Below are 25113 nucleotides of genomic sequence, written 5' to 3' on the forward strand. Positions count from 1 at the left end.
ATCCGTTTAAAGGCACGCTGTGTGGCGCCTGCTGCGGTGTGTACCAGCCGTTCACCATCGAATCGTTGATCTCTCACTCAGCCACTGGCCAGTCCGGGAATGCGTTTTCCACCGCTTCCTTGCTGCGTGCTGATCTGGTGACAGCTTAGCTCCATTCCATTCTCCGGGCGGCGCAAATCTCACGTTTTGGACGCAATTTCCCCTTTTATGAATCAGCCTGAAGTGAGGTTGAGTTAATCTGCTCGAATCGGCGTTCGAGCGATCATGTGCGCATATCGGGCGGCCGGAAGGGGGGTGGCGGCGCGGTATGATATTCGGAGGCCAACGCCGGGTAGCGGACCTTTCCAGCCGTCCTTAGCTGCACCGCCAGACACAACTGCCACACAGAACGGGTGACTGCCACCGTGAGCACAACAGATACGCCGCTGAACGCATCCCGGGCATCAGGTGCCGGGTTTGCCCGTAAGGCCAAGGCGTATCTCGCCCTCACCAAACCCCGCGTGATCGAGCTGCTGCTGGTCAGCACGCTGCCCACCATGATTTATGCGGAGCGTGGCTTTCCTTCGATCGGACTGATCCTCGCCACCCTGGTTGGCGGCGCGTTCGCGGCCGGCAGTGCCGGGGCGTTCAACTGCTACATCGACCGCGACATCGACAAACTGATGCACCGGACGGAGAACCGTCCCCTGGTCACGGGGGAGGTCACCCCGCGTGAAGCGCTGGTCTTTTCCTGGCTCCTGGGTGCTGCCGCCATCGCCATCCTGTGGTTCGGGGCGAACCCGCTGTCCGCCTGGCTGGGGCTGGGTGCCATTTTCTTCTACGTGGTGATCTACACGATCATCCTTAAGCGCCGCACGGCACAGAACATTGTGTGGGGCGGCGCGGCCGGTTGCTTCCCGGTGCTGATCGCCTGGGCGGCCGTCACCAACACCGTGGAATGGCCCGCGGTCATCCTCTTTATGGTGATCTTCCTGTGGACCCCGCCGCACTACTGGCCGCTGTCCATGCGCTACGGCGAGGACTACCGCAACGCCAACGTGCCCATGCTTGGTGCCATCGCCGGCGCCAAGGTGGTGTCGGTACAGGTGGTCCTGTACGCCTGGGCCATGGTGGTGTGCTCGCTGCTGATGGTACCGGCCGGCGGGGCGGGCTGGGTCTACACCGTCACGGCTGTGGTGGCCGGCGCCTGGTTCCTCTACGAATCGCATTCCCTGTACAACCGGGCACAGCGCGAGGACATCTCCGACAAGCGGGCCATGAAGGTGTTCCACGGCTCCATCAGCTACCTCACTCTGCTGTTCATCGCCCTGGCTGTCGACCCGTTTATCGGCCCGGCCGTCATGGCTGGATAGCTTCAGTTCCGCCACTTCACCCGCAACGCTCTTTCACCTTCCGCTGGTTTTTTGCGGACGGTCTCTCGCCACAGCCCTGATTCCGGGGCGGTGAACGGGACATGCCTGGTTGCCCAGCTGCCCGGGGGTAGGGCATCAGAGCTCTCGGCCTACCTTTCAGCTTTTTTCATGGGCTGCTCCGATGTGTCACATAACTAATGGATGATTGGCGTTCATGTCCTCGTCCAAACTCCTCGTGCCTCCTGCGTTTCGAGGCACTGACGCTATGAGACACCCAAGGTGGGGTCAGAGAAGGAGTCGGCGCCCGCGGGCGGTATCGCGTATCGCATCAGCTGGTCATTTGTGGGAGCTTGAACACGATCGAGTCGAAGACGGCGCGTGCCTCTCTTGTCAGCTCCGGATTGATTGATTCGTGGAATTGGACCACCCAGAACATAGCGCGTTCGCCGTTCAGGTGGACTACCCGATAGGTTTCGCGCTCAGCGGTGCTCGAGTACCAGCGTCCGCATTCGTTTGAGATTGATGAGTGGATGCAAAACTTGTCGCGGTCGCAGGCTTTGAAGTCCACGTCACCCTCCACGGAGTGGTCGAACTCGACGCCGGAGTAATCGCCCACCATAACCTCGACGGGAGGGGTACTGGCCGTTGACGTCTGCGACGTCATCGCGTCGACGAACGCATTAGCCGACGGACCGAGCTTGACGAGCGCGCCCTCCCACGCGCATGCGTCCCTCGGCACATAGAGCGCGGGCCACCAACCCACGAAGACCCCATAATCATCCGGGTGATCCGGGTCGTCCTTAAACAGGCCATCGTCACTCCTCCAGCCGTCTGGGACGGTGATCTCGAAATTCTCTTGGAAGCTGGTGACGAGGTATGTACCGGGGTCGATGTCGCCTTCCGGCAGCGGCGGGACCGGCGGGACCGTGGGCGCCGGTGGGGCCGTGCGGGCCTCCGTAGTTGCTGCGGGGGATGGCGCTTCGGCGGGGGTGCACGCCGAGAGGCTTACGCACGCCAGCATTGCGATGGCGATGCCGATCGGGTGTGCGCTCCCGGCATGAGTGGGGCGGGATCGCCGGTTAGAAGTCCACAGCCCGAGAAGCCAGACGGACAAGACTAATGTCATGGCGATGAAATGGCGTAGCAGCACACGCATAGAGGCCTCCAAAGGCAACCCTTATGCTGCGGACGTTACGCCCAGCCAACACTGACCGCAAGGGCACGCCAGAAGCAAATGCCCCCCATTTTGGACAACGGGAACGGATGGTGAGTCCCGCCGCCGGGAGACTGTGGCCATCATCGCTGGTTCGCCAAAGCCTCAGCCCCCGTGTGCCTGAAAAGGCGCTCTCCGGGCTGTTGGTGAGCTGTCCTGCAAAAGTGCACATCCCGAGTGAATTGGGCGTTCCGTACTTCATCGGATCGAGCATCCTCGCTGCCGGTGCGGTGCCTGGTGAGGGTCCCATCCAAACGGGTCTCAAAACCCTCTCGTCTCAGAACACAAGAGTTGCGAGCCGCCGTGAGACCGCCGTACTCATCAATTTTGGGGCTCGGAGTCCAGGACAGACTGTTCGGCTAGGGCTCGAAGTGGACTGCTCCGGGTGTTCCCGAGGCACTGGCGATGACTTCGAGGGCGACGTCGTGCAGCTTCTGGTGGCGGATGTTGGCGGCGCCTCGGAGCATTTCGAATGCTTTCTCTCCGGTGCAGCGGTTTTGCGCCATGATGATGCCGCGGGCCATGTCGATGGCGGTCCTGCGACCCAGGGCCGAGGTGAGGTCCTTGGTCTGGAGTTCGGCGGCAGCGATTCGGAGGCCCAGTCGCAGTGCGCGACCGGCGACCTCTCCGAAGAGTTCTGCATCTTTGATGACGACGTTGGTGAAAGTTCCCGGGGCGGCAGCGAAGAAGCCCAGGGCTGCGGAGGCTCTGGTTCCCAGCTTCAGCGGGATGCCAAGGACGCTGCCGAAGCCTCGGCTTGTCAGTTCGTTGCGGAACGTGGGCCACCGGGGGTCCGCTGACAAGTCCTTCATCAGGACCGGAGCCCTGGTGTGTAGGGCCTGGAGGCATGGCCCGTCACCAATGCGTTGTTCGATGCCGTCCAAGAGGATGGCCTGGTCGCTGCTCCCGGCGATCGTGGAGGGGCGTTTGTGCCGGTGTAGGGTCATCGAGCACTCGATCCGGTGCCCCGTTAGCTGGGTGAGGGTGGTGGCGGCGAGCCTTGTCATGCCGTCCAGGAGGTCTTTGATGTCGTCCATCTCGGCGACCAGGTCCTGCAGCCGCTCGGTGTCGTCCGTGCCTTCCGGGGTGTCCATATATTCCAATCTATAAGGGGTTAGTTGCTCCTTCGTAGCGGAAGGAGCTTGCCTCCGGGTTTTGTCCAGTGCCGGTGGCCTCATCCCGAACATCATGAAACGATTGAATAGTCCTGAGCAGAGGGACCTAAGGGAGAGCGGCCAGTGTTAGACCCGGCGCGGCCGCCAAAATGAGAGTAATCATTGTGGAAGATCCACGACTGACAGCGCGATCCATGATCGAACACGACGAAACCGACGTCGACGAGCTCTGGCTGCAGTATTTCGGCAACGGCGGTAATGCATTGTCCGACGAGTTCGAATCCTTACTGTATGGCATGCACGAACCAAGCGCCTTGGACCTTGACCTTCTCGACCTCGCGGTAGAAGAGCTGCGTGCCCTAAGGAAGCGGTCCCGGCCCGGCTACTGACGCGCGGTACTTGTCCGTCTATTCATCGAAGTGGGTACGCAGGGTTGCCGTTGGTGACGCCGATGCAATGACTGATGCCGCGACCTCCCGGAGCTTGATATTGCGGGAATTCGAAGCCTTCCGCAGGATTGTCATTGCGGCGTTTTGGCTGCACCGGTTTTGAGCCATGACGACGCCGACGGCAACATCAATCGCCGTACGGTTCTTCATGGCCGCTTCCAGGTTGTCCTTCGCTTCCTGAAGTCGCGCCAGGCGCAGCTCGAGCCTGAGGGGGTCTTGGCGGACTGCTCACCGAAAAGCTCGGCACGGGCGATGTCCTCACCGCTGAATCCGTGGGTCCGGGAGGAGTAGATATTCAGGGCGGCGGAGGACTCTCCCTCCAAGCGCAGGGGGATGCCAAGGATGGAACGGACCCCCTTTTTGGCTACAGCCCGAGCGTAGTCCGGCCAGCGTGTTTCGCAGGACACATCCGGGACGTGCATGGTGGTTCCGGTCCGCATCGCAGAGAGGCAGGGACCATCACCGAAGGCGTATTGGAGTTCATCCATCACCCGTGCCCGGGGAGTGGAGGCCGCTACCGTGACGGGTTTTTTTAGTCGCACCACGGTGACATTGCAGTGAACCGTTGAACCGGCCGGTGAGAGGAGGGAGGCAGAGAAGGCGGCAAGTTCCTGGAAGAACTCTTCCGCGTCCGCAGTTTCCAGAACGAGGTCCTGGAGTTGGGAGACGACTCCGTCTTGGAAGTATGCAGCGGTGGATAAGGCGTTCATGGGGGCGTCCTTCTACGAGGCATAACCGCTTGTTGCGTGTGCGGCTGGAAGGCGCCCGCTTCGGAACGATTCCTTCTCACCCTACGCCGCATTCAGGCCTCCGAGAACGGTTTTGTCCAAACAAAAGAGAAATGAGGTGGCAGGTCCGCCTGTCTTCTGATGGGGCCACTCCTTCTTTAACCCCGTTCGGGCCTCGTAACCCTGGCTTTTCACGTCAGTTGAGTGCGTCTGGCAGTGGGAGGACGTGCTGCAGCAGCTGAAGGCCGCCACGTGCCATTTGCCGCGGGGAACTCCCCCCGGCATTTACCGCTGCGGTTCACGCCTGTCGATTGTCTCCGAGGTAGGAACTGTGTCTGGGTAAGCTGTTGTTTCCTGGATTTTCGGAGTCCGCAGGGACCACCTTTGGCGGACGCCGCTGTTGAGTCGGCAATACGCATCCTTTTTAGGGCAGCGGTTCGGGGTGCGGTCCCGGGAGTTGGGTGGCCAGGCCCGAGAGTAGGATGCTCAGTCCCTGGTCGAGTTCCGCGGCGCCGTCGTACTCGGCGAGGACGGGCCCCAGTGCACGCAGGTGCGGGAAGTCTTTGGCTGGCAGACGGTGCAGCCCCAGCCGCAAAATGGCTTCGTTCTCTTCAGGGTCCACGATGTATTCCTGGAGCTCGTTCAGGATGTGTCCGTAGAGAAATCCGTAGTAGGCGCGGTAGATGTGGAGGGCATCTGCGGGTGTGAAGCCGGCTTCTATCAGTAAGGCCAGGATCTGTTCCAGCGGGCGCAGGGTTCCCAGCGGGCGCATGCCCAGAGGAGTGGACAGCGGCCTGGTGACCAGCAGCGGCACAACGTTGGGGTGGCGCAGGGCCAGGAGCCTCAAATCGTGGCCGATCCGGCGAAGCTGGGCCTGCCAGTCTGGATCATCAGGAAAGATCGCCAGTTCATTCAGCACCAACTCGGTGACGCCGTCCAACAGTGCTGCGCGGTTGGATGCGTAACGGTAAAGGCTCATGGGGTCCCTGCCCAGCTCCTGGCCAAGGCGCCGCATCGTGAGCGCGTCCAAGCCCTCTGCGTCGACCAGCGCCAGCGCTGTCGATAGGACAAGTTCCCTGCTCAGGCGCCCTTTCCGGGGAACTGCACTGGCGGAAGTGTTTTGGCGGGAGGCCATGAGGAACCGTCCTGTTGAGGTGCGTCAGACCCGCCCATGCACGGCATGAGTAAGCTTGCTTATTATTTAGTCTACGCGTAAAGTCTACATTGTAGAGACGTTGTCGACATGGTTTCAGTACAGGGATCAGAGTTTGCAGAGCCGTCCAGGCTGCTCACATCATCCAAGGAGAACCACAATGACTACTCAGACTCATAACGAGCACTCGAGCACTGTCCGCAACGCCAACGACATCAAGATCTCAACCCGGACCCTTGAGTTCGCTGTCTACGTCGCGGCAGTCATCGCCACGATCATTACCGCTGCCGTTGTTGGGGACGACGCAAGCGAAAACGGCGTCGATGTTTTCAACGCCAACGACGCAATGCAGTACATCACCTGGCTCACGGTCGGTCTGATGATCGCCCGAGGCCTGGCCAAGGCCGGCAACCGCGTGCACAACAACCACGCCTAAAACGCGTCCCGGGGTACCAACCCGGAACTGCTGGGTCCCGGCGCAGCATCCTTACCGGTGCTGCGCCGGGGTCATCTGCTTTACCTATGCAGGACCTGCCCGAGCATCAAGAACCTTTGACTGTCAGGGCAGTACGCTCGATGTCCCGTGCAAGGCATTGAGTCAGGGCCGCTGTAGCCGAACGGCGCCAGATCTGCACCGTAGTGAGAAGAGCCCTCCATGGCGCATTCACAGTTCGATCAGTTCCTCAGCGATGCCACCTACCGTGACCGGGAGTCCGACTCGACTCTTGACGGTGACTCCTTTTACGGCCTCTACACCAGCTGGTGCTACCTGTCGGGCAGACATCTGGCAGCGGAGCACGTCTTCTGGGCGGCGATGAAACAGCGCGTCAGTCCCGGGCAGTGCCTGAAGATGAAGGGCCCGGCCGCCGCGGACTATATTCTCTCCAGTTACCAGGCCGTGGTCTAAACCTCAGCGATGACCACACCGCCGAACACATACATTCCCCGTGGTAACCATCAACCCCGGGGAAAGCAGCCCTGGTGCGCTGCATGCGACACCGACATTCATATGTCCGTTGAGTCCCCGTTCGGACCTACGGACACCCCGGCGGCCTACCTTGCCACCCAGATCCTGCGCTGCCGGTGCGGGTTTCAGATGGAACTTCCCCGCTAAACCACCGGCCCGGGTGCTGCAAGGGCGGAATCACCAAAGGATCAACCATGACAAACACACCTCATACCGAACCTTCAACCACCGCCGTTCCGGACAAGGAATCTCCTGCCGGCATCGAGACTTTTGACCTCACGCCGGAGGGCCTTGCTGACGCCCCGGCCCACCAAGAGGGCCCCGGGAGCATCGTTCACACCGGAAACAGCTAAACACCGGTCCTACCCGCGCGCGGGCCTCCTACTGCTGCCCAGCCGCCGGAAGCCGTCCCCGAGCGGGCCCCTTGTTGCGGAACGCTGCAGCGGACCAATGAGCAAAACAGAAAAGACAACACGGAGCGCACTATGAGCACTGCCCGGACCTTCGAGTCAATCGTCATCATCTTTAATCCGAACAGCACCGGGGATGCGCCGCAGCTGGCGGAGGAGCTCAAAAGCAGTCTTGCGGAGTTGCTTCCGTACGTGGCCGACGTCGCACTGCAACCCACTGCACACGCCGGCCATGCCGTGGAACTTGCCCGCGAAGCTGCCAGTAGCGGCCGCAATGTGCTGGTTGTCTCCGTCAGCGGCGACGGCGGCTACAACGAAGTGGTAAACGGCGTCCTGCAGGCGGGCAACCCTTACGCGGTGTGTGCCGTGATGGCTGCAGGTAATGCCAATGACCACCGCCGCACCACCCGCACCCAACCGCTTGAGGCAGCCATCGCCGGCGGTGAAGTGCGGAGGATCGATCTGTTGAGACTCACAACAGGCAGCAACGTCAACGCCCAGGTGGAATATGCCCACTCCTACATCGGGTTCGGCCTGACGCCGGTCATGGCGATCGACCTGGAAAAGGGCAGCAAAGGCGCGCTGAAGGAAATATTCTCCGTGATGCGTACCTTCTCGAAATTCAAACCCTTCGAGATCAGGCACGCCGACGGCAAACGACGTAAGTTCGACAGCCTCGTCCTTGCCAACATTGCCCAAATGGCAAAGTACGCCACCCTGTCCGAAGCCGACGACGCCGCATCGGACGGGAAATTCGAAGTAGTGATTTTCCCCCACAGGTCAAAACTCCGCGTGCTGCTCACCGCCCTGCGTGCCGCCACCCAGGGTCTGGGAGACCAACCCAGCGTGAACAGCTACCGGTTCACGACCCTCAAACCCATCCCGTACCAAATCGACGGAGAAGTGAAATCCGTCGAAGCAAATACCCCGGTCACCATTGAATGCGCGCCTGCTGCCCTCGCCACGCTGGGGTAATGACACACCGCGCACCACGTGACCGACCTCGAAAGGAAACCCGGTGCAAGCCGACAGCAGTACATCCCTGGACGCTGGACCATCCCGCAACCCCCTGAAGCGGACGCGCAACCGGGTCGTCCCCAGGGTCGTCACCACGAGATCATTGACCTCCCACGTGCACTTCCTGGCAGGCCCTGCCGGTTCTTCCGGTCCAGTCTTTGTTTTGCTGCACGGCATTGGCATGTCCCACCGCTACTACCGGAAACTGCAGGCTGCCCTGGCCGATCGCGGCGATACCCTCGCCATTGACCTGCCCGGTTTCGGCGGAACACCCACACCAAACCAGCGACTGAGCGTCGCCGACTACGCGGTCCACACAGCAACAGTTCTAGAAAAAATGGGTGTTACCCGGGCAGTGCTGGTAGGCCACTCCATGGGCACCCAGTTCGCCACTGAGCTCGCAGTTCAACGCCCTGACCTGGTTTCCCACGTCGTGCTCCTGGGCCCGGTAGTCGATCCCGAACGCCGTACAGTTCTCCAGCAGTCCCTCTCGCTGGGCCTCGACTCGCTGCTAGAAAGCCCTGCAGGAAACACGATAGTCCTCAGCGACTACGCCCGCTCCGGGCTGCGCTGGTACCTCACAGAACTCCCCGTCATGATGACCTACGACCTACAAGCCAGACTGGCGCTGGTAGAACACCCCGTCCTGGTAATCCGCGGCTCACGGGACCCGGTAGCCCCGCGGATTTGGTGTGAAAAACTCGCAGCGACCGCCCCCGACGGACGCTTCCTGGAAATAACAGGCAAACCCCACATCGTCCAACACGGCGCCGCAGTCCCCACCGCGGCCGGCATCATCACCTTCATCAACAACAACTAACGCCGCGCCACTCCGTCTTCCGCCGACGCGTCGACGTGCAGGACATCATCAGAACGCCTCACGGCCTGAATGCTGATCTTCGCCACTGCCGGCTTCTTCGACATCCGCTGCACAAGCCCCATCGTTCCGCCCGATCCAGCGCAGACGACTTCTGAAACTGACATGATTTGGCTAGAACCAGGACCCTGCAGGCGCAGCCATCTTTCAGTGGGCGAGACGTCTCGTATCCCTAGAGTTACGAGACGCCAAGGTGCCAGTTGAAAGACCCTCACCGGGAGGCTAATCGGACAGGTCATACGGGCTTTCGGTGGCCAGGGCCGCACGTAGGCGAGAACCCGAGGCACTGCACCCCTTCCATCGGCTATCGGGCGACGCGCGGGCAGTCCTCTTCAGAGCCGGCCACCCGGAGCAGGGGCTTCTCTCGCGTGGCGTTGCGGCCGTCGCCCTGTATCCTGCGCCTGGAATCTGCTGCAAATCCGAGGACGAATTTAAGTTTAGACTCTGCCGGACGGCCGATCAGATTCTGGGGGAAATTTGCTTCGTCGTACCATCAGCGACTCTTTGCTCATACTCACAGCCACGTTGGCATTCCTCGCCCACGGGATGTAGCCGAAGAATGTCGACCGTGCAGATCATAAACATCTCCATCACCGTATTCACGACTTTGTCCATTGCCGCCATTGCATGGTGGGCACGCAAGCACCCCAACCGGTCCAAGGAGTATCCGGAGCAGGTCCGTATGCCAAAGGTGCTGTTGATCTTTGGCTGGCTCTGCGTGTCCGTGGGATTCCTCATGGGCCTGTTCGCCTTTACTACAGCCCGGGCACCTCTAGGTGCCCGTATTGCTTCGGTGGCGATTCTCTTGGGCGGGATGGCATTCATCACGATGTACCGCAACTTTTACGTGGCTCCGCGCGCCTATGAAGTTGCCTTTCGCAGCGTGCTCGGCAAGGAACACTTGATTGCCTATGACGACATCGTGCACTACGGCGTAGGGACGTTGAGAGGTCAGCAGTTCCTGACAGTGACGTCCGTTCATGGTGTCAAGCTCAGCATGAACATGAGCGCTTACGACATGACTCCATTGCTGCGGGCCATTGATTTCCGCAAGGTGACGGGCCGCTGGCCCGTCAGACCCGAGGTCGCTGTGACGAGCAGCCCACCGTCTTCGCTGGGAAGCCGAGAAACTTAGGATGGTCCTCTAAGGGATGGCGGGCCTTGTTTCCTCGGGAGAAACTGCCCGCCATTTCTCATGTCACTACGCTGCTCTCCTCCCAACCCATCGAGCTTCCCTCCGGCGCAGGGTTCCACCATTGGGGCTCGTCGCAGGACGCTACCAACATGTCGCGGGCTGGAAGTAGTGATCGCTGAGCCACGACGCAACCTCGTTGCCGAGCTCGGCGCCCTGTACAGCGGCGGTGCGGAAGTGGATGCCGCACCAGACGCGAGAATCAATGACCTCCTGTATCGCCGCGGAGAACCCGTCGAAGTGCCGTGGCTCGCCCGGGAAGCGACCGGAGTTCACGTCGAAGGCGACCTCGTCCGTGCCGAAGAACTCCTGCGCCGCGGAGAGAGTCGCGCCGCTGACGCAGCCGTGACCGGACGGGTGCTCCGGGAACGGCGGTGTGCCGAGCGGCGGGACGGTCACTGTCGATGCATCGAAGAGCGGTTTCCATGTCCGATCGGCTGCCGTCTCCGGATTGCCGTCGGTGTCGGCTTCGCGAATCGCCGCCATCGGACGCCAGAAGTTCCAGTAGTACCTGTCGTTCCAGCAAGCCACCGCGCCATCAGCGGCGGCGAGGTTGGTCATCGCGAAGAGTCGAGCCGCGTCGGGCAGGTCAAGTCCGTGCTTTACGGCGAGACTGCGGAACACGCCGTTCCAGAGTGCTACCGGCGCGGCTTGCCAGAAGATGGCCGCAGTGGTCTGGTCGTCGGTTCGAGTGCTACTCGCGAGCGCACCGATCTCCTTGACCTCGTTGAAGTCCGCTGTGTACTCGGCACTGCTCAGCGGGTTGGGACCCTCCGAGCGGAACGCGTCGGGATTCTCGATCATGAACGGTTTGAGATTGGCCACCCAGGCGTCCGGATCGCGGGCATCGGGTGTGACGGGCCGCCAGTCGCCGGGTTCGGGTCCGATGTTGAACTCGAACGGGACCATGAACCCGTCATCGGTGCGGGCGAGGATCATCGCTGCCGCGGCGGCCTCACCGGCGGCGACGCCTTCGTCCTTGTTCGGGCCGTCGGCGACGCCCGCGAGCGTTGCTGCGTACGCAGCATCGAGGCCAGCTACTTTGTCCGACGGGACAAGAGTGACGAGCACGTGGTGTGCGGCTGTCGAGATCGCCGCATCAAACGATGCCTCCGGCCCGACGCCGATCGAGCCGCCGTCGAGCAGATACGGCTGGTACCCGCGGTCAAGGGCGTTCACGGCGTCGTACACCGCGCCCTGAACCATCGCCATGCCGCGGAGCTGGCCGTGAGCCGTGGGACGCAATGGGATGACGTGGTCTTGGGCGATGCTGCTCCACTCGATGAGGACGTCCGTGTTCGCCGGCGCCGCGTTCCGAGCGTTCGAGGCGCCGGCGCTCGACACTCCCGTTAGAACGAGTGCGGCGGTCAGTGCCGGGATCAAGCAGAGTACCCACCGTCGGCGCGGACCGTTCCTCGAAGTCCGCGATGGTCGCCTGTGATGACCGTAATCGTTGCTGTTCGTCATGTCGTCGGTCCTTCAAGCATCGGAGCCATGTTCAAGCGAACCCGACGGAGTCGACATCTCAGTGGTGCCCGACACCGGCGGCAGGCGACCGCCCGGGGTCAGCGCAATGCGCAGTCGGTGCGGTTACTCCAAGAGTGTCCCTCTGCCAACGCGTGTCCAGTGGAATGTGTTCGGCAGCCTGGGAGGTGGTGGGTGCCGGCAGCCCAAGCAGGTGCTGCCGGCACCCCATGTAGGAGCTTTACCCGTCGATGAGCTCCTTTACCGGCCCATCGTGCAGGGCAAGGTAGACATCGTCGCGGATCTGGTTGGCCTGGAGATCTGTCATCGTCCTTGGTAAGAGGGCGCAGCACGAGCCGTATCAGCGCGTTGGCCTGTCCTTCACGGATCTTGAGCCGCTCCTGGGCTGGCACCGGAAGTTTCAACGACGATTGAGATGTCCCGCCGGATGGGTGGCATTTGGGAGACCGGCTGCCATGGCGCCAGGTCCAACATTTGGTGTTCAACGCGCCTATCCGTAGGCCGGAGCAACCTGATGTCGGGGATGCCCTTTCGCAGCATCAGGGCGCGGTCCAAGCCCATGCCAAGGGCGAGCCCGGACCACTTGGTGGGATCCAGTCCAGCTTGTGAGAATAAGTGCCCGGCCATAAGACCGCATACCGCGAGTTCGAGCCATTCCCCGTCCATGAGAACATCAACCTGTAAGCCCTGCTCCGTATAGGGGTGGACGGCAGGGACTGCGGGCCACTGCGCACCGGGAAGGACCGCTTGAACCAGGGACGCGATCATGTCTCTTTGATCCCGCGTCACGTCTGATGCCTTGAAGCCGAGGTGGTCGTAGTTGTCGACCACGCTGACCAGGGGGCTGTGGCGGACGATCCGTTCCGGCACTGCCCATCTGCTGCAGAGCGCATTTGTGACACTTTGTAGGAGCACCTGCAGCGCATGGGTTTACCTCCGTCAACCGCTGGCCTGTACAACGAAGACCGCCTCACGGGAGACTGACGCCATGCGTAACCTGACCTATGGCATGAACGTGAGCGTAGATGGCTACATCGCCGCGCCCGGCGACGCCCTCGGCTGGAGCGTGCCGAGCGATGAGCTGTTCCAATGGTGGTCCGACCGGGTGGGGGCGACGGGCCTGGCGCTGTACGGGCGCAAACTGTGGGAGACGATGAGCTCCCACTGGCCGACCGCGGACCAGCAACCCGGCGCCACACCGGCGCACATCGAGTATGCCCGCCGCTGGCGGGACATGCCGAAAATAGTGTTCTCCTCGACGACCCGCACGGTCGACTGGAACACCCGCCTGGTCACCAGTGACGCGGTCACCGAGATTACACGGCTCAAGGCCGATGACGGCGGCACAATGGACATCGCCGGTGCCACACTCGCCGCAGCGGCCATGCGGGCCGGGCTGATCGATCAATATTTGATCGTCACCCACCCGGTTCTGGTGGGCGGCGGCACACCGTTCTTCACCGCCCTGGACAACTGGGTAAACCTGAGCCTGGTGGAGACCCGGACGTTTCCCGATGGTGTGGTCCTGACCAGGTACGAGACCAGGCGCTGACTGCCCGGCCTTGGATCAGAGCGGGCTTCCGGCCAGAAGAAGGACCGAGCAGCCGTGAGCCGAGACCTTACGTAGGCATGGGCCCGCGTTGTAGTGTGACGGCGTGATCGTCCCCAATATTTCCCAAACCGCAGTGGCAGTCGCGGATCACTACGACGAACTCGATCCGATATATCGCCGGGTGTGGGGTGAGCACGTCCATCACGGTCTATGGGTGACGGGACGCGAGACGCCCGCGGAGGCCGTCGAGGCCCTGGTTGAGACGGTCGCTGACCGGCTGCGCCTTATGCCCGGCGAGGCCTGCGTCGACATCGGCTGCGGCTATGGTTCCACCGCAAGGCAGCTCGCAAGCACACGCAGCGTTCGCGTTACCGGCTTCACGCTTTCTGCTGAGCAGGCACACTACGCCGCCGCGCATCCCGTACCTGACGTGGACATCCAACTCCGCGACTGGCTCGCCAACGGGCTGAACGATGCCTCGGCCAATGCCGCGTGGGCGATCGAGTCCAGCGAGCACATGGTGGACAAGCCCCGGTTTTTCGCCGAGGCGCATCGCGTGCTGTCGCCCGGCGGCCGCTTCGTGATCTGTGCGTGGCTCGCCGAGACTGATGACAGCGGCTGGAAGGTTCGCCACCTGCTCGAACCGATCTGCCGCGAAGGGCGCCTGCCCTCAATGGGCACGCGCGAGGAGTATGAGGCAATGGCAACGTCGGCGGGGTTTACGATCGCCGGCTATGAGGATGTCAGCCGCCGCGTCGCGCGCACTTGGACGATCTGCGCCCTCCGGCTTCTGAAGGCCTTGCTCGTCGATTCCGAGACCCGGCACCTCGCCCTGCGCGCACGCAACCGCATCTTCGTCCTAAGCATCCCGCGCCTGATCCTGGCCTATCGCACCGGTGCGATGCGCTATGGAATATTCACGCTGTCGAAGGCGAGTGAGAGCGGGATGCCCCCGCGATAACCCCCGCCCATCAAGCGCATGACTAATTTGTCATATTGATCACGTTTCGTGTCACCTGCCGTGACCCTCTGCTTACTCTGGGGTGGATCCTGCCCGCGAGCAAAAGGAAACCCATGGCACAGGCACACGATCCCACCACCGGAACCGCTTCAAGGAACGACCCCCCGCCGCAAGAAAAACCACAGGACCCAGGGGAGCGCCCCAGGTCCCGGCGTCCCCGATTCCTCACGCACCTGGCCGCTGACGTCCCGGCGTCGCTCGTTGTGTTCCTCGTCGCGCTGCCCCTTTCGCTCGGCATCGCCGCGGCATCCGGCGCCCCGATCATGGCCGGACTGATCGCCGCCGCCGTCGGCGGCATCGTCGCAGGCAGCCTGGGCGGATCCCCGCTCCAGGTGAGCGGACCCGCTGCCGGATTGACCGTCATCGTGGCCGGGCTGGTGCAGGAATTCGGCTGGCAGGTGACCTGCGCGGTCACCGCGGCTGCCGGCGTCGTCCAGCTCCTGCTCGGCATCAGCCGCGTGGGCAGGGCCGCCCTAGCCGTCTCACCCGTGGTGGTGAAGGCGATGCTGGCCGGCATCGGCATCACCATCATGCTGCAGCAGATCCACGTCCTGCTCGGCTCCCAGCCGGCAGGCTCCGCGCTGGAGAACCTCACGGGCCTCCCCGCCGCCATCATCAACCTGGAACTGCACGCAGCGTTGCTCGGGCTCGCCGTGGTGGTGATCCTGCTGGCCTGGAAGCACCTTCCGGCTGCCGTGCGCCGGGTCCCGGGACCCCTGGCCGCCGTCGTGGCCGGGACAGCCCTGTCCGTGGCGTTCGCGCCCGCCGTGGAACGCATCTCCTTCAACGGATCAATCCTCGACGCCGTGGCGCTGCCCCAGCTACCGGAAGGCAACTGGCGTGCAATAGCCTTCGCAGTTCTTTCCATGGCCCTGATCGCCAGCATCGAATCGCTGCTGTCAGCCGTCGCCGTCGACAAGATGCACAACGGCGCACGGACCAACCTGAACCGGGAACTGATGGGCCAGGGAGCCGCCAACATCCTGTCCGGCTCCCTCGGCGGACTGCCCGTCACGGGCGTCATCGTGCGCAGCGCCACCAACGTGGAGGCGGGCGCTGCCACCCGCGCCTCCGCCGTCCTGCACGGCGTCTGGGTCCTGGCCTTCTCCGCCCTCTTCGCCGGACTCATTCAGTTGATCCCGCTCGCCGTCCTGGCAGGGCTGCTCGTGGTGATCGGTGCCCGCCTGATCAAGGTGGCCGACATCAGGACCAGCCGTCGTACCGGGGACCTCCTGATCTACATCGTGACGCTGCTCTGCGTCGTCTTCCTCAACCTGCTCGAGGGCGTCCTCATCGGCCTGGCACTGGCCGCGGCCAGCGTGCTGTGGCGCGTGCTGCGGGCCTCGGTTCAGGCATACCCGCCCGTCCCGCCGTCGGACCTGTGGCGGGTCACCATCACCGGATCGTGCAGTTTCTTCGCCCTGCCGAGGCTGAACCGCGTGCTGCACTCCGTCCCGGACGGCAAGGACGTTGTGATGGAGCTGAACGCCGACTACCTGGACCATGCCTTCCGTGAGGCCGTTGTCGCCTGGCGGAAGCAGTACCAGGCCGCCGGCGGGACCGTCGCGCTGGAGGAACACGGAAACACGCTCTTCCAGGATGCGGCCCACCAGGTGCCCAAACGCCGGGAAGCCCATGAGCTGCCGCTGCCGCCCCGCACATCGTGGCAGTCCGCAGGGGAAACGGGGGAGGACCCGCAGCCCCGGCGCTCCATCCTTGGCGGGATCAACAAATACCACCGGCGCTTCGCGGACAAGGTGCGTCCGCTGGTGCAGGATCTGGCGGAAGGCCAGAACCCGGACACGCTGTTCGTGGCCTGCGTTGACTCCCGGGTGAACCCGAACCTGCTGACCAGCAGCGGCCCAGGTGACCTGCTCACCCTGCGGAACATCGGCAACGTGGTGTGCCATGACGGCCAGGATGCGTCCATCGACTCTGCGCTCTCGTTTGCCGTGAAAGGTTTGGCGGTGGACTCCATCGTTATCTGCGGACATTCGAATTGCGGAGCCATGAAGGCCCTGATCGAGGACGCCGCCGGCAACGGGAACAAGGCCCTGGGCGCGGGATTCGATGCCTGGCTCAACCACGCCCGGCCGAGCTACCTGGAACTGCTGGCGGACCATCCGGTTGCTGTCGCTGCGGCGGATGCCGGGTACAGCCGGGTAGACCAGCTGGGCATGGTCAATGTTGCCGTGCAGCTCAGCAAGCTGGAAACGCACCCGGTGGTTGGTCCGGCGCTGGCCAGGGGAGCCGTCGAAACGACCGGCCTCTTCTACGACATTGCGACGGCGCGGGTACTTCTTGTGACGACGTCCGGCATCGAGTTCCTGGATCCGGCGCAGGCCGCGGCCAAGGCCGGGGCAGCGGGTTCGGCGAAGGCGCCTACGGGCTAAGCGGCAAGGCGCCCAGCCGATACGGCAAGGGCCCCGGTTCCATGGAACCGGGGCCCTTGCCGTGCAGGGCGGACTACTCCACCGGGCTGGACCGGGCGATGTCCCAGGCGTTGGTTGCCGCGGCCATCAGCAGCGCGGCCCCGAGCATGTGCGCGGCCACCAGCAGGGCCGGAATGCCGTTGTAGTACTGGGTGAAGCCGATGACGGCCTGCAGCACGGTGACTCCCAGGAGCCCAAGGACAGCGGTGCGGAAGGGCCCGTTAATCCGGCGCATGACCACGAGCGCCAGCGCGACGGCGGTCCCGGCCGTGATCAGGTAGGCAGGCACGGCGTGGATGTGGGAGAACAGGTCCCAGTCCAGCCCGTTGCGGGGAGCGTCGGCGTCCCCGGCGTGCGGCCCGGCCCCGGTCACCACCACGCCCAGCATCACGGCGAGGGCGGAAAAAAGCGCGACGGCGGCAGTCACCGGCCGCATGATCCCCGGCAGGGCGCGGTGCCGGGCCGCCATGAACCGGCCGGTCCTGCCGAAGGCACGGTTCACCAGCAGGGTGGCGAACACCACCAGTGCCATGGACACCAGGAAGTGCAGCCCCACCACCCAGGGGTTGAGGTTGGTCAGCACTGTAATGCCGCCGATCACGGCCTGGGCCGGGATGCTGGCCAGCAGGCCAAGGGCCAGGAGGAACAGGTCCCTGCGCTCCTTCCGGAGATTCCACAGGTACACGAGCATCAGGGCTGCGACGGCGGCCAGGGCAAAGGTAAGGAGCCTGTTGCCGAATTCGATGAATCCGTGGATGCCCATCTCCGGCGTGTTGACCAGGGATGTGTCCGTGCAGCGTGGCCAGGTGGGGCAGCCGAGCCCGGAGGCAGTCAGCCGTACGGCCCCGCCCGTCACCACAAGCAGCGTCTGCCCGATCAGGGACGCAACAGCGAGGCGGCGGACGCGGGCGTCCACGGTGCGGGGCAGCCGGGATACCAGGCGGCCGGCCATTTGGGGAAGGCGTGAAGCCGTGCTCACGATGTACTCAATTCCACTTGAACCAACGGATGGCAGCTGCCCCGGCAACCAGGGTCCAGAGCAGCAGTATGAGGGCGGCGCCGCCGTTCACGGCGCCGGCGAGGAATGCGTCGCGCATGGCTTCGCCCAGTGCCCCTGAAGGCAGGAACCCCACCAGGCCCTGGGCTGCGGCCGGGAGCCTTTCTGCGGGGATCACGATTCCCCCCAATGCGCCCAGGAGGATCCACAGCAGGTTGGTGATGGCCAGGGTGGCTTCCGGCCGGACCGTCCCCGCCACCAGCAGGCCGAGGGCCGTGAACGCGGCAGCGCCCAGTGCAAGGAGTGCCAGCCCGGGAACCCAGCCGGCCGCCGGCGGCTGCCAGCCCAGGGCAAAGGCGACGGCACTGACCACTGCCACCTGCAGGCACAACACGGCCAGAACCGAGAGAGCCTTGCCGGCGATCAGCCCGCCGCGGCCCAGGGGAGTGGTGGACAGGAACCGGAGCACCCCGTAGCGGCGGTCGAAGCCGGTGGCGATGCCCTGGCCGGTGAATGCCGTGGACATTGCGCACAGTGCCAGGATGCCCGGTACGGCCACGTCGATGCGGCTCGCGCCCATCCCGTCGAGGAACGGCGTCACGGTCAGTCCCACGAGCGCAAGTAGCGGCAGCACCACAGCCAGGATCAGCTGCTCGCCGTTGCGCAGCATGGTCAGGGCTTCGTATTTGCCCTGAAGCAGCACGCGGCGGAGCAGGGTTGCGGCCTCTTGCCGGTCCGATGCCTCCGCGGTGCCGCCGGTGGCGGCACCGGATTGGGTCGGCTTCATCGGATGTCCTTTCCCGAGATATCCAGAAAGACGTCTTCAAGGCTACGCGCCTGCAGGCTCATCGAGGCGGGCATGATGTTGTGGGTCTCCCACCAGGTCGCCAACGCGGCGAGGTGTGCGGGCGTCAGAGTGCCCGTGATGCAGTAGCTGCCGGCCCGGGCTTCGGTGACATCGATATGCGCCGGAAGTACGGCAGCAGGATCCAAGCCCGGCGGCGCCTCGAACACCAGTGTCCGGACATGCTCCGCACCTGCTTCGACGGACGGGTCGCGCTGCAGCAGCTCCCGGACGGTTCCCTCGGCAACGTTGCGGCCGCCGTCGATGATGTAGACATAGTCAGCCAGGCGCTGGGCGTCGTCCATCAGGTGCGTGGTGAGGATGATGCCCATCCCCGCGTCGCGCAGCTCGGAAATGAGGTCGAACACCAGCTGCCGCGACTGGGGGTCCAGGCCCGCGCTGGGTTCATCCAGGAACAGAACTTCGGGCCTGCCGATCAGCGCGGCGGCGAGGGCCAGGCGCTGCTTCTGCCCGCCGGAGAGCCGGCGGACGGTGGTCCTGCCGAAGGTATCGATCCCCAGCCGCTCGATCAGCTCATCCACCGGCCAGGGCCGGGCATACAGTCCGGCAATGTGCCGCAGCAGCGGAATGGGACGGGCCGACGGCGGCAGCCCGCCGTCCTGGAGCATCACACCTACGCGGGAGCGCAGCCCTGCCCCTGCTGCGGCGGGATCGTGTCCCAGCAGTGAGATGTTGCCGCCGGTCCTTTTTTGCAGGCCCTGCGCACATTCGAGGGTGGTGGTTTTGCCTGCCCCGTTGGCCCCCAGCAGGGCCGTTACCTGTCCGCGTTCGGCAACGAGTGAAATGCCGCTGACCACCCGAAGCATTTTGCCGTCAAGGCTGGTAAGCGGGCCGACATCCTTAATGAGCCCGCTGATGGACAGAACGGGGGATTGGGGGGAACGCACCCCAGTATTCTACGGGACGTAGTATTTTCCGCCGTCCGCCGGGAGCCTGCTGAGGTCAGCCTGTCCTTACTGGAGTGGGGGAGTAAATTACGACATGATTGTGTTGTGTATTCCATGAGCAATGCTACTGCTGTGCCTTTTGCCGGGCACGGAGCCTCCCAGGCTCCCGCAGACCGGGGCCCCGCGGCCTCCGGTCCGGTGGCCGATGCGGATGAGCGCACCCGGGACCGCGTCCTTGCGGCGGTCCTGGAGCACGGGCCTGTCAGTGCCGCCGAACTCGGCGACCTGCTCGGATTCACGCCGGCTGCCGTGCGCCGGCACCTGGACCATTTATCCCGCGCGGGCGTCATCGAAGTCAAGCGTGTTGCGCGTTCCGGCGCCGGGGCTGGCCGCCCTGCCCGCCGCTATGTCCTCAGTTCCGAGGGCCAGTCGAGCCTCGGCAACGACTATCTGGACATCGCCGCCCTTGCACTCCAGCAGCTGCAGAAAGTTGCCGGACCCGACGCCGTCCGGGCATTCGCCGTCGAGCGTTTTGCCGACATGGAACGGCGGTACGCGCCGGAAATCGAAAAGGCCGGTCCGGACATCAGCGACCGGGCCAAAGCGTTGTCCGACGCCCTGACCCGCGATAACTTTGTTTCGTCCGCGGCGTCCATCGAGGCCAAGGCCCCGCTTCCGGCTGCGCTGTCCAGCGTCCAGCTCTGCCAGGGTCACTGCCCCATCCAACAGCTCGCCGCCCGGTTCCCCGTGTTCTGCGACGTGGAGACCGAGGTCTTCTCGAGGCTCGTTGGCGTGGACGTCCGCCGGCTCTCCACGCTTGCCCGCGGCGGGCATGTCTGCACAACCCATATTCCTACAGGCAGGCTGTCTGCCCAGGGGCCCACAAGGCCTTCGGCAGCCCCCGCCAGCCTGAATGAAGTAACCAACCATCAGCAAGAAAGGCCGTGATGACGGACCAACTATCAGAGAAAGCGGTAGCCGAAAACACTGTGATCTCGGAGATTCTGGAGAAGAATCCCGAGCTCCACGGCATCGGTAACTACGAGTACGGCTGGGCCGACAAGAACGATGTCGGTGCCAACGCCCGCCGCGGCATCAATGACGAAGTGGTCCGTGACATCTCGGACAAGAAGAGCGAACCCGAGTGGATGCTCGACCTTCGCCTCAAGGGCCTGAAGTACTTCGACCGCAAGCCCATGCCCACCTGGGGTGCAGACCTCTCCGGCATCGACTTCGACAACATCAAGTACTTCGTCCGGTCCACCGAGAAGCAGGCTGCCACCTGGGAAGACCTGCCCGAGGACATCCGGAACACGTACGAGAAGCTGGGCATCCCGGAAGCTGAGCGCAGCCGCCTGGTCTCCGGCGTGGCCGCACAGTACGAGTCCGAGGTTGTCTACCACCAGATCCGCGAGGACCTCGAAGCCCAGGGCGTCATCTTCCTGGACACCGACACCGCGCTGCGGGAGCACCCGGAGATCTTCCAGGAGTACTTCGGCACCGTCATCCCGGTGGGCGACAACAAGTTCGCTTCCCTGAACACGGCCGTCTGGTCCGGCGGTTCCTTCGTATACGTCCCCAAGGGCGTCCACGTGGACATCCCGCTGCAGGCATACTTCCGCATCAACACGGAAAACATGGGCCAGTTCGAGCGGACCCTGATCATCGCCGATGAGGACTCCTACGTCCACTACATCGAGGGCTGCACCGCGCCGATCTACACCTCGGACTCGCTGCACTCCGCCGTGGTGGAAATCATCGTGAAGAAGGGCGCCCGCGTCCGGTACACCACCATCCAGAACTGGTCGAACAACGTCTACAACCTGGTGACCAAGCGCGCCATCTGCGAAGAGGGCGCCACCATGGAATGGGTCGATGGCAACATCGGTTCCAAGGTCACCATGAAGTACCCGGCCGTCTACCTCGTGGGCGAGCACGCCAAGGGCGAGACTCTCTCCATCGCGTTCGCCGGAGAGGGCCAGCACCAGGACACCGGCTCCAAGATGGTCCACATCGCGCCGAACACCAAGAGCTCCATCATCTCCAAGTCGGTGGCCCGCGGCGGCGGCCGTGCCGCTTACCGCGGCCTGGTTCAGGTCCGTGAAGGCGCCAAGCACTCCGCCAACACCGTCCGCTGCGACGCCCTGCTCGTTGACACGATCAGCCGGTCGGACACCTACCCCTACATCGACATCCGCGAGGACGACGTTGTGATGGGCCACGAAGCAACTGTTTCCCGGGTCAGCGAAGAACAGCTCTTCTACCTGATGTCCCGCGGCATGCGCGAAGACGAAGCCATGGCGATGATCGTCCGCGGCTTCATCGAGCCGATTGCCCGCGAGCTCCCCATGGAGTACGCACTTGAGCTGAACCGCCTGATTGAACTGCAGATGGAAGGGTCCGTCGGATAACGATGACTGAAATCACTACTGAAAAGGCCCGCATCGGCGCGCCCTCAGCCCAGCCGTTCATCGACGGCTTCACCGAAGAAGGCGAAAGCCTGTCGCCCATCAACGCGGCAGGCTCCAAGGCTCCGCTTGCCGGCGCCTCTGCCAAGAGCCACTCGCACGGCGGCGGCGAAGGCGTTCCGGACAGCTCACGCGCCGGCCGCCTGACGTCCTACAAGCTGGCCGACTTCAAGCCGCTCACCGGCCTGGAGGAAGACTGGCGCTTCACCCCGCTGAAGCGCCTGCGCGGCCTGCACACCGAGGTCCTGTCCGGCGCGGCGCCGACCGTGATCGTCAAGGGCCCGGAAGACGTCACCGTAGAGGGCGTCGGCCGCGACGACCAGCGGATCGGTACTGCCGGCATTCCTGAGGACCGCGTGTCCGCCAACGCCTGGGAGAACTTCGCCCAGGCCACGGTGGTCACCATTCCGTCGGAGTTCGAGGCGCTGACCGAAATCACCATCGACATCGAAGGCACGTCCCTTGATGCCGCCGCCCAGCACCTGGTGATCGTCGCCAAGAAGTTCTCCAAGGCTGTTGTGGTCCTGAACCACCGCGGCTCTGCCGTGGTCTCGGAAAACGTTGAGATCATCGTGGAAGACGGTGCCAGCCTCACGGTTGTCTCGCTCCAGGAATGGAACGACGACGCCGTCCACGCCTCCTCCCAGCAGGCTAAGATCGGCCGCGACGCCAAGCTCAAGCACGTCATGGTAAGCCTCGGCGGCGACCTTGTCCGCGTCACGCCGTCGGCCCGTTTCACCGCCCCCGGCGGCGAGGCTGAACTGTTCGGCCTGTACTTCGCCGACGCCGGCCAGCACCTTGAGCAGCGCCTGTTCGTGGACCACGCCGTGCCCAACTGCAAGTCCAACGTCCTGTACAAGGGCGCGCTGCAGGGCCGCAACGCCCACGCCGTCTGGGTTGGCGACGTCCTCATCCGCAAGGAAGCCGAAGGCACCGACACGTACGAGGCCAACCGCAACCTGCTGCTGACCGACGGCGCCCGCGCCGACTCCGTGCCCAACCTCGAGATCGAGACCGGGCTGATTGAGGGTGCAGGCCACGCCAGCGCCACCGGTCGGATGGACGACGAGCACCTCTTCTACCTGATGGCGCGCGGCATCCCCGAGTCCGTGGCCCGCCGGCTGGTGGTGCGTGGCTTCCTGAACGAGATCATCCAGCAGATCAAGGTCCCCTCCATCGAGGAGCGGCTGACCGAAGCTGTTGAGCACGAACTCGCACTGACGGACAACTAGAAGGTACGGAGCACGGGTTTACAGATGACTGACCAGCCAAAGGGCGAGCTTGTCTGCAAGGTGGATGACATCCAGCTGAAGCAGGCGCTGCGGATCCTGATCGACGACTACCCTGTGGCGATCGTCAAGGACTCCATGGGGGAGATCCATGCGATAGGCGACACCTGCTCACACGCGGACATTTCCCTGTCCGAGGGTGACGTGGAGGGCTGCGCCATCGAATGCTGGGGCCACGGCTCGCAGTTCGACCTGCGCAGCGGCGAGCCGCTGCAGTTGCCCGCCTACGATCCCGTCCCGGTGTTCGCCGTCGAGATCAGCGGGGACGAGGTCTACGTGGACTTCACCAATGTCCTCAACGGCGCCGAAGCTCCGAACTTCAGCTAGCACCACAGATTTACGAACCAACTTCCAGACAGAGACCGCACCGCCGCCGCCAGGCACGGTGCAGAGGAGAACAAGACACATGTCTACTCTTGAGATCAAGGACCTGCACGTCAGCATTGACACGGAGCAGGGCACCAAGGAAATCCTGAAGGGCGTCAGCCTGACCATCCGGACCGGCGAAACCCACGCCATCATGGGCCCCAACGGCTCCGGCAAGTCCACGCTGGCCTCCACCATCGCCGGCCACCCGCGGTACAACGTCACCAGCGGCTCCATCACCTTGGACGGCGAAGACGTCCTGGAGATGAGCGTGGACGAGCGCGCCCGCGCCGGCGTCTTCCTGGCCATGCAGTACCCCGTGGAGGTCCCCGGTGTCAGCATGACCAACTTCCTGCGCACCGCCAAGACCGCCATCGACGGCGAAGCACCCAAGCTGCGCACCTGGACCAAGGACGTCAAGGCTGCCATGGAGCAGCTGCGCATCGACGCCGACTTCGCCCAGCGCAACGTCAACGAAGGCTTCTCCGGCGGCGAGAAGAAGCGCGTGGAGATCCTCCAGCTGGAGCTCTTCAAGCCCAAGTTCGCGGTCCTCGACGAGACCGACTCCGGCCTGGACGTCGACGCGCTGAAGGTCGTCTCCGAGGGCGTCAACCGCGCCCACGCCGAGGGGAAGATGGGCACGCTGCTCATCACGCACTACACCCGCATCCTGCGCTACATCAAGCCTGACTTCGTCCACGTGTTCGTGGACGGCCAGGTTGTCGAAGAGGGCGGCCCGGAACTGGCCGACCGCCTCGAAGAAGAAGGCTACGACCGCTACGCCAAGGGCGCCGGCACTGCTGCCGCACCCGTCGCGGTACAGGCCTAGTCAGGACCCTGCCATGACCGAAATCAATGCAGCCCGCACGAGCCTTGAGGACGTCGAAGAGGCCCTCAAGGACGTCATCGATCCTGAGCTCGGCGTCAACGTGGTGGACCTCGGCCTGCTGTACGGCCTGAAGTACTCCGACGACGACGGTGCGCTGCTGATCGACATGACGCTGACCACCGCCGCATGCCCGCTCACCGACGTGCTCGAGGAGCAGGTTGGCAAGGCGCTGGACGGCGTTGTGGACGACTGGCGCCTGAACTGGGTGTGGATGCCGCCATGGGGTCCGGAGCGGATCACCGACGACGGCAAGGACCAGATGCGGGCCCTCGGCTTCAACATCTAATCCCCACCGCCTCCCCGGCCTCGCTTCGCTTCGGCCAGGGACCCCTCGGCGGCGTGGGCCCAAGTACGACGACGGCGGGCCACCTTTCCTGGGAAAGGTGGCC

General features: G+C 63.9%; 27 protein-coding genes. 17 read left to right on the top strand and 10 right to left on the bottom strand.

Annotated elements, in window-relative coordinates; translation table 11 throughout:
* Nucleotides 1–392 precede the first annotated feature (392 nt).
* Nucleotides 393–1352: a heme o synthase gene (locus AC5RWA_RS12465; protein ID WP_494057855.1), complete on the top strand. Its 960-nt coding sequence runs from the start codon at nt 393–395 to the stop codon at nt 1350–1352.
* A 328-nt stretch (nt 1353–1680) separates the two neighbouring features.
* On the opposite strand, the gene AC5RWA_RS12470 is transcribed toward AC5RWA_RS12465, so the two are convergent.
* Nucleotides 1681–2508, bottom strand: a complete 828-nt coding sequence (locus tag AC5RWA_RS12470; protein ID WP_494057856.1) for a hypothetical protein — start codon at nt 2506–2508, stop codon at nt 1681–1683.
* Nucleotides 2509–2924: 416 nt separating this feature from the next.
* Nucleotides 2925–3659 carry a GAF and ANTAR domain-containing protein gene (locus AC5RWA_RS12475; RefSeq protein ID WP_494057857.1) on the bottom strand — a complete coding sequence of 245 codons (735 nt, stop codon included), beginning with the start codon at nt 3657–3659 and terminating at the stop codon, nt 2925–2927.
* A 185-nt stretch (nt 3660–3844) separates the two neighbouring features.
* On the opposite strand from AC5RWA_RS12475, the gene AC5RWA_RS12480 reads away from it, so the two are divergent.
* Nucleotides 3845–4069 carry a hypothetical protein gene (locus AC5RWA_RS12480; protein ID WP_494057858.1) on the top strand — a complete coding sequence of 75 codons (225 nt, stop codon included), beginning with the start codon at nt 3845–3847 and terminating at the stop codon, nt 4067–4069.
* A gap of 18 nt (nt 4070–4087) precedes the next feature.
* Here the strand turns inward: AC5RWA_RS12480 and AC5RWA_RS12485 are convergent, their stop codons facing one another.
* From AC5RWA_RS12485 to AC5RWA_RS12495, 3 genes are all read right to left on the bottom strand, one after another.
* Nucleotides 4088–4279 (bottom strand): ANTAR domain-containing protein, encoded by a 192-nt coding sequence (locus AC5RWA_RS12485; RefSeq protein WP_494057859.1) that lies wholly within the window; start codon nt 4277–4279, stop codon nt 4088–4090.
* The gene (locus AC5RWA_RS12490; RefSeq protein ID WP_494057860.1) at nt 4276–4839 is read right to left on the bottom strand and encodes a GAF domain-containing protein; all 564 of its coding nucleotides are present in this window, start codon (nt 4837–4839) and stop codon (nt 4276–4278) included. Before AC5RWA_RS12490 ends, AC5RWA_RS12485 begins: the two co-directional genes overlap by 4 nt.
* Before the next feature lie 442 nt (nt 4840–5281).
* On the bottom strand, nt 5282–5992 hold the full coding sequence (locus tag AC5RWA_RS12495; protein ID WP_494057861.1) for a TetR/AcrR family transcriptional regulator C-terminal domain-containing protein: 711 nt from the start codon (nt 5990–5992) through the stop codon (nt 5282–5284).
* Between the two features lie 178 nt (nt 5993–6170).
* On the opposite strand from AC5RWA_RS12495, the gene AC5RWA_RS12500 reads away from it, so the two are divergent.
* From AC5RWA_RS12500 to AC5RWA_RS12525, 6 genes are all read left to right on the top strand, one after another.
* Nucleotides 6171–6446 carry a hypothetical protein gene (locus tag AC5RWA_RS12500; protein WP_494057862.1) on the top strand — a complete coding sequence of 92 codons (276 nt, stop codon included), beginning with the start codon at nt 6171–6173 and terminating at the stop codon, nt 6444–6446.
* Nucleotides 6447–6665: 219 nt separating this feature from the next.
* On the top strand, nt 6666–6917 hold the full coding sequence (locus AC5RWA_RS12505) for a hypothetical protein (RefSeq protein ID WP_494057863.1): 252 nt from the start codon (nt 6666–6668) through the stop codon (nt 6915–6917).
* A gap of 254 nt (nt 6918–7171) precedes the next feature.
* A complete protein-coding gene (locus tag AC5RWA_RS12510) occupies nt 7172–7330 on the top strand; it encodes a hypothetical protein (RefSeq protein ID WP_494057864.1) in 159 nt (52 codons plus the stop codon).
* 132 nt (nt 7331–7462) lie between these two features.
* Nucleotides 7463–8362: a diacylglycerol/lipid kinase family protein gene (locus tag AC5RWA_RS12515; RefSeq protein ID WP_494057865.1), complete on the top strand. Its 900-nt coding sequence runs from the start codon at nt 7463–7465 to the stop codon at nt 8360–8362.
* Between the two features lie 43 nt (nt 8363–8405).
* The gene (locus tag AC5RWA_RS12520) at nt 8406–9224 is read left to right on the top strand and encodes an alpha/beta fold hydrolase (protein ID WP_494057866.1); all 819 of its coding nucleotides are present in this window, start codon (nt 8406–8408) and stop codon (nt 9222–9224) included.
* A 616-nt stretch (nt 9225–9840) separates the two neighbouring features.
* A complete protein-coding gene (locus AC5RWA_RS12525) occupies nt 9841–10416 on the top strand; it encodes a hypothetical protein (RefSeq protein WP_494057867.1) in 576 nt (191 codons plus the stop codon).
* A gap of 141 nt (nt 10417–10557) precedes the next feature.
* Here AC5RWA_RS12525 and AC5RWA_RS12530 read toward each other — a convergent pair whose 3' ends face one another.
* Both AC5RWA_RS12530 and AC5RWA_RS12535 read right to left on the bottom strand, forming a co-directional pair.
* A complete protein-coding gene (locus AC5RWA_RS12530; protein WP_494057868.1) occupies nt 10558–11940 on the bottom strand; it encodes a vanadium-dependent haloperoxidase in 1383 nt (460 codons plus the stop codon).
* Nucleotides 11941–12318: 378 nt separating this feature from the next.
* Nucleotides 12319–12726 carry a tRNA ligase subunit PheS family protein gene (locus tag AC5RWA_RS12535; RefSeq protein ID WP_494057884.1) on the bottom strand — a complete coding sequence of 136 codons (408 nt, stop codon included), beginning with the start codon at nt 12724–12726 and terminating at the stop codon, nt 12319–12321.
* Nucleotides 12727–12946: 220 nt separating this feature from the next.
* On the opposite strand from AC5RWA_RS12535, the gene AC5RWA_RS12540 reads away from it, so the two are divergent.
* From AC5RWA_RS12540 to AC5RWA_RS12550, 3 genes are all read left to right on the top strand, one after another.
* The gene (locus AC5RWA_RS12540; RefSeq protein ID WP_494057869.1) at nt 12947–13510 is read left to right on the top strand and encodes a dihydrofolate reductase family protein; all 564 of its coding nucleotides are present in this window, start codon (nt 12947–12949) and stop codon (nt 13508–13510) included.
* 103 nt (nt 13511–13613) lie between these two features.
* Complete coding sequence (locus AC5RWA_RS12545; RefSeq protein WP_494057870.1) at nt 13614–14471, top strand: class I SAM-dependent methyltransferase; 858 nt, start codon at nt 13614–13616, stop codon at nt 14469–14471.
* 113 nt (nt 14472–14584) lie between these two features.
* The gene (locus tag AC5RWA_RS12550) at nt 14585–16924 is read left to right on the top strand and encodes a SulP family inorganic anion transporter (protein ID WP_494057871.1); all 2340 of its coding nucleotides are present in this window, start codon (nt 14585–14587) and stop codon (nt 16922–16924) included.
* Between the two features lie 73 nt (nt 16925–16997).
* Here AC5RWA_RS12550 and AC5RWA_RS12555 read toward each other — a convergent pair whose 3' ends face one another.
* The 3 genes from AC5RWA_RS12555 to AC5RWA_RS12565 are packed head-to-tail and all read right to left on the bottom strand — an operon-like array spanning nt 16998 to nt 19712.
* A complete protein-coding gene (locus AC5RWA_RS12555) occupies nt 16998–17942 on the bottom strand; it encodes a COX15/CtaA family protein (protein ID WP_079596062.1) in 945 nt (314 codons plus the stop codon).
* 7 nt (nt 17943–17949) lie between these two features.
* Nucleotides 17950–18747: an ABC transporter permease gene (locus tag AC5RWA_RS12560; RefSeq protein WP_258868385.1), complete on the bottom strand. Its 798-nt coding sequence runs from the start codon at nt 18745–18747 to the stop codon at nt 17950–17952.
* Nucleotides 18744–19712, bottom strand: a complete 969-nt coding sequence (locus AC5RWA_RS12565) for an ABC transporter ATP-binding protein (protein ID WP_494057872.1) — start codon at nt 19710–19712, stop codon at nt 18744–18746. The genes AC5RWA_RS12560 and AC5RWA_RS12565 overlap by 4 nt, the downstream gene beginning before the upstream one ends.
* Nucleotides 19713–19826: 114 nt before the next feature.
* Here AC5RWA_RS12565 and AC5RWA_RS12570 point away from each other — a divergent pair, with 114 nt between their 5' ends.
* From AC5RWA_RS12570 to AC5RWA_RS12595, 6 genes are all read left to right on the top strand, one after another.
* A complete protein-coding gene (locus AC5RWA_RS12570) occupies nt 19827–20660 on the top strand; it encodes a helix-turn-helix transcriptional regulator (protein ID WP_079596400.1) in 834 nt (277 codons plus the stop codon).
* Entirely contained in the window at nt 20660–22123 is a 1464-nt protein-coding gene (gene sufB, locus AC5RWA_RS12575; RefSeq protein ID WP_079596064.1) for a Fe-S cluster assembly protein SufB, read from the top strand. The genes AC5RWA_RS12570 and sufB overlap by 1 nt, the downstream gene beginning before the upstream one ends.
* 2 nt (nt 22124–22125) lie before the next feature.
* Complete coding sequence (gene sufD / locus AC5RWA_RS12580) at nt 22126–23412, top strand: Fe-S cluster assembly protein SufD (protein WP_494057873.1); 1287 nt, start codon at nt 22126–22128, stop codon at nt 23410–23412.
* A 24-nt stretch (nt 23413–23436) separates the two neighbouring features.
* Nucleotides 23437–23796 carry a non-heme iron oxygenase ferredoxin subunit gene (locus tag AC5RWA_RS12585; protein ID WP_079596066.1) on the top strand — a complete coding sequence of 120 codons (360 nt, stop codon included), beginning with the start codon at nt 23437–23439 and terminating at the stop codon, nt 23794–23796.
* A 79-nt stretch (nt 23797–23875) separates the two neighbouring features.
* A complete protein-coding gene (gene sufC, locus AC5RWA_RS12590; RefSeq protein ID WP_079596067.1) occupies nt 23876–24664 on the top strand; it encodes a Fe-S cluster assembly ATPase SufC in 789 nt (262 codons plus the stop codon).
* 13 nt (nt 24665–24677) lie between these two features.
* Nucleotides 24678–25010 (top strand): metal-sulfur cluster assembly factor, encoded by a 333-nt coding sequence (locus AC5RWA_RS12595; protein ID WP_013600914.1) that lies wholly within the window; start codon nt 24678–24680, stop codon nt 25008–25010.
* The last annotated feature ends 103 nt before the right edge of the window (nt 25011–25113 follow it).

The organism is Arthrobacter sp. 210 2 (assembly GCF_059093025.1).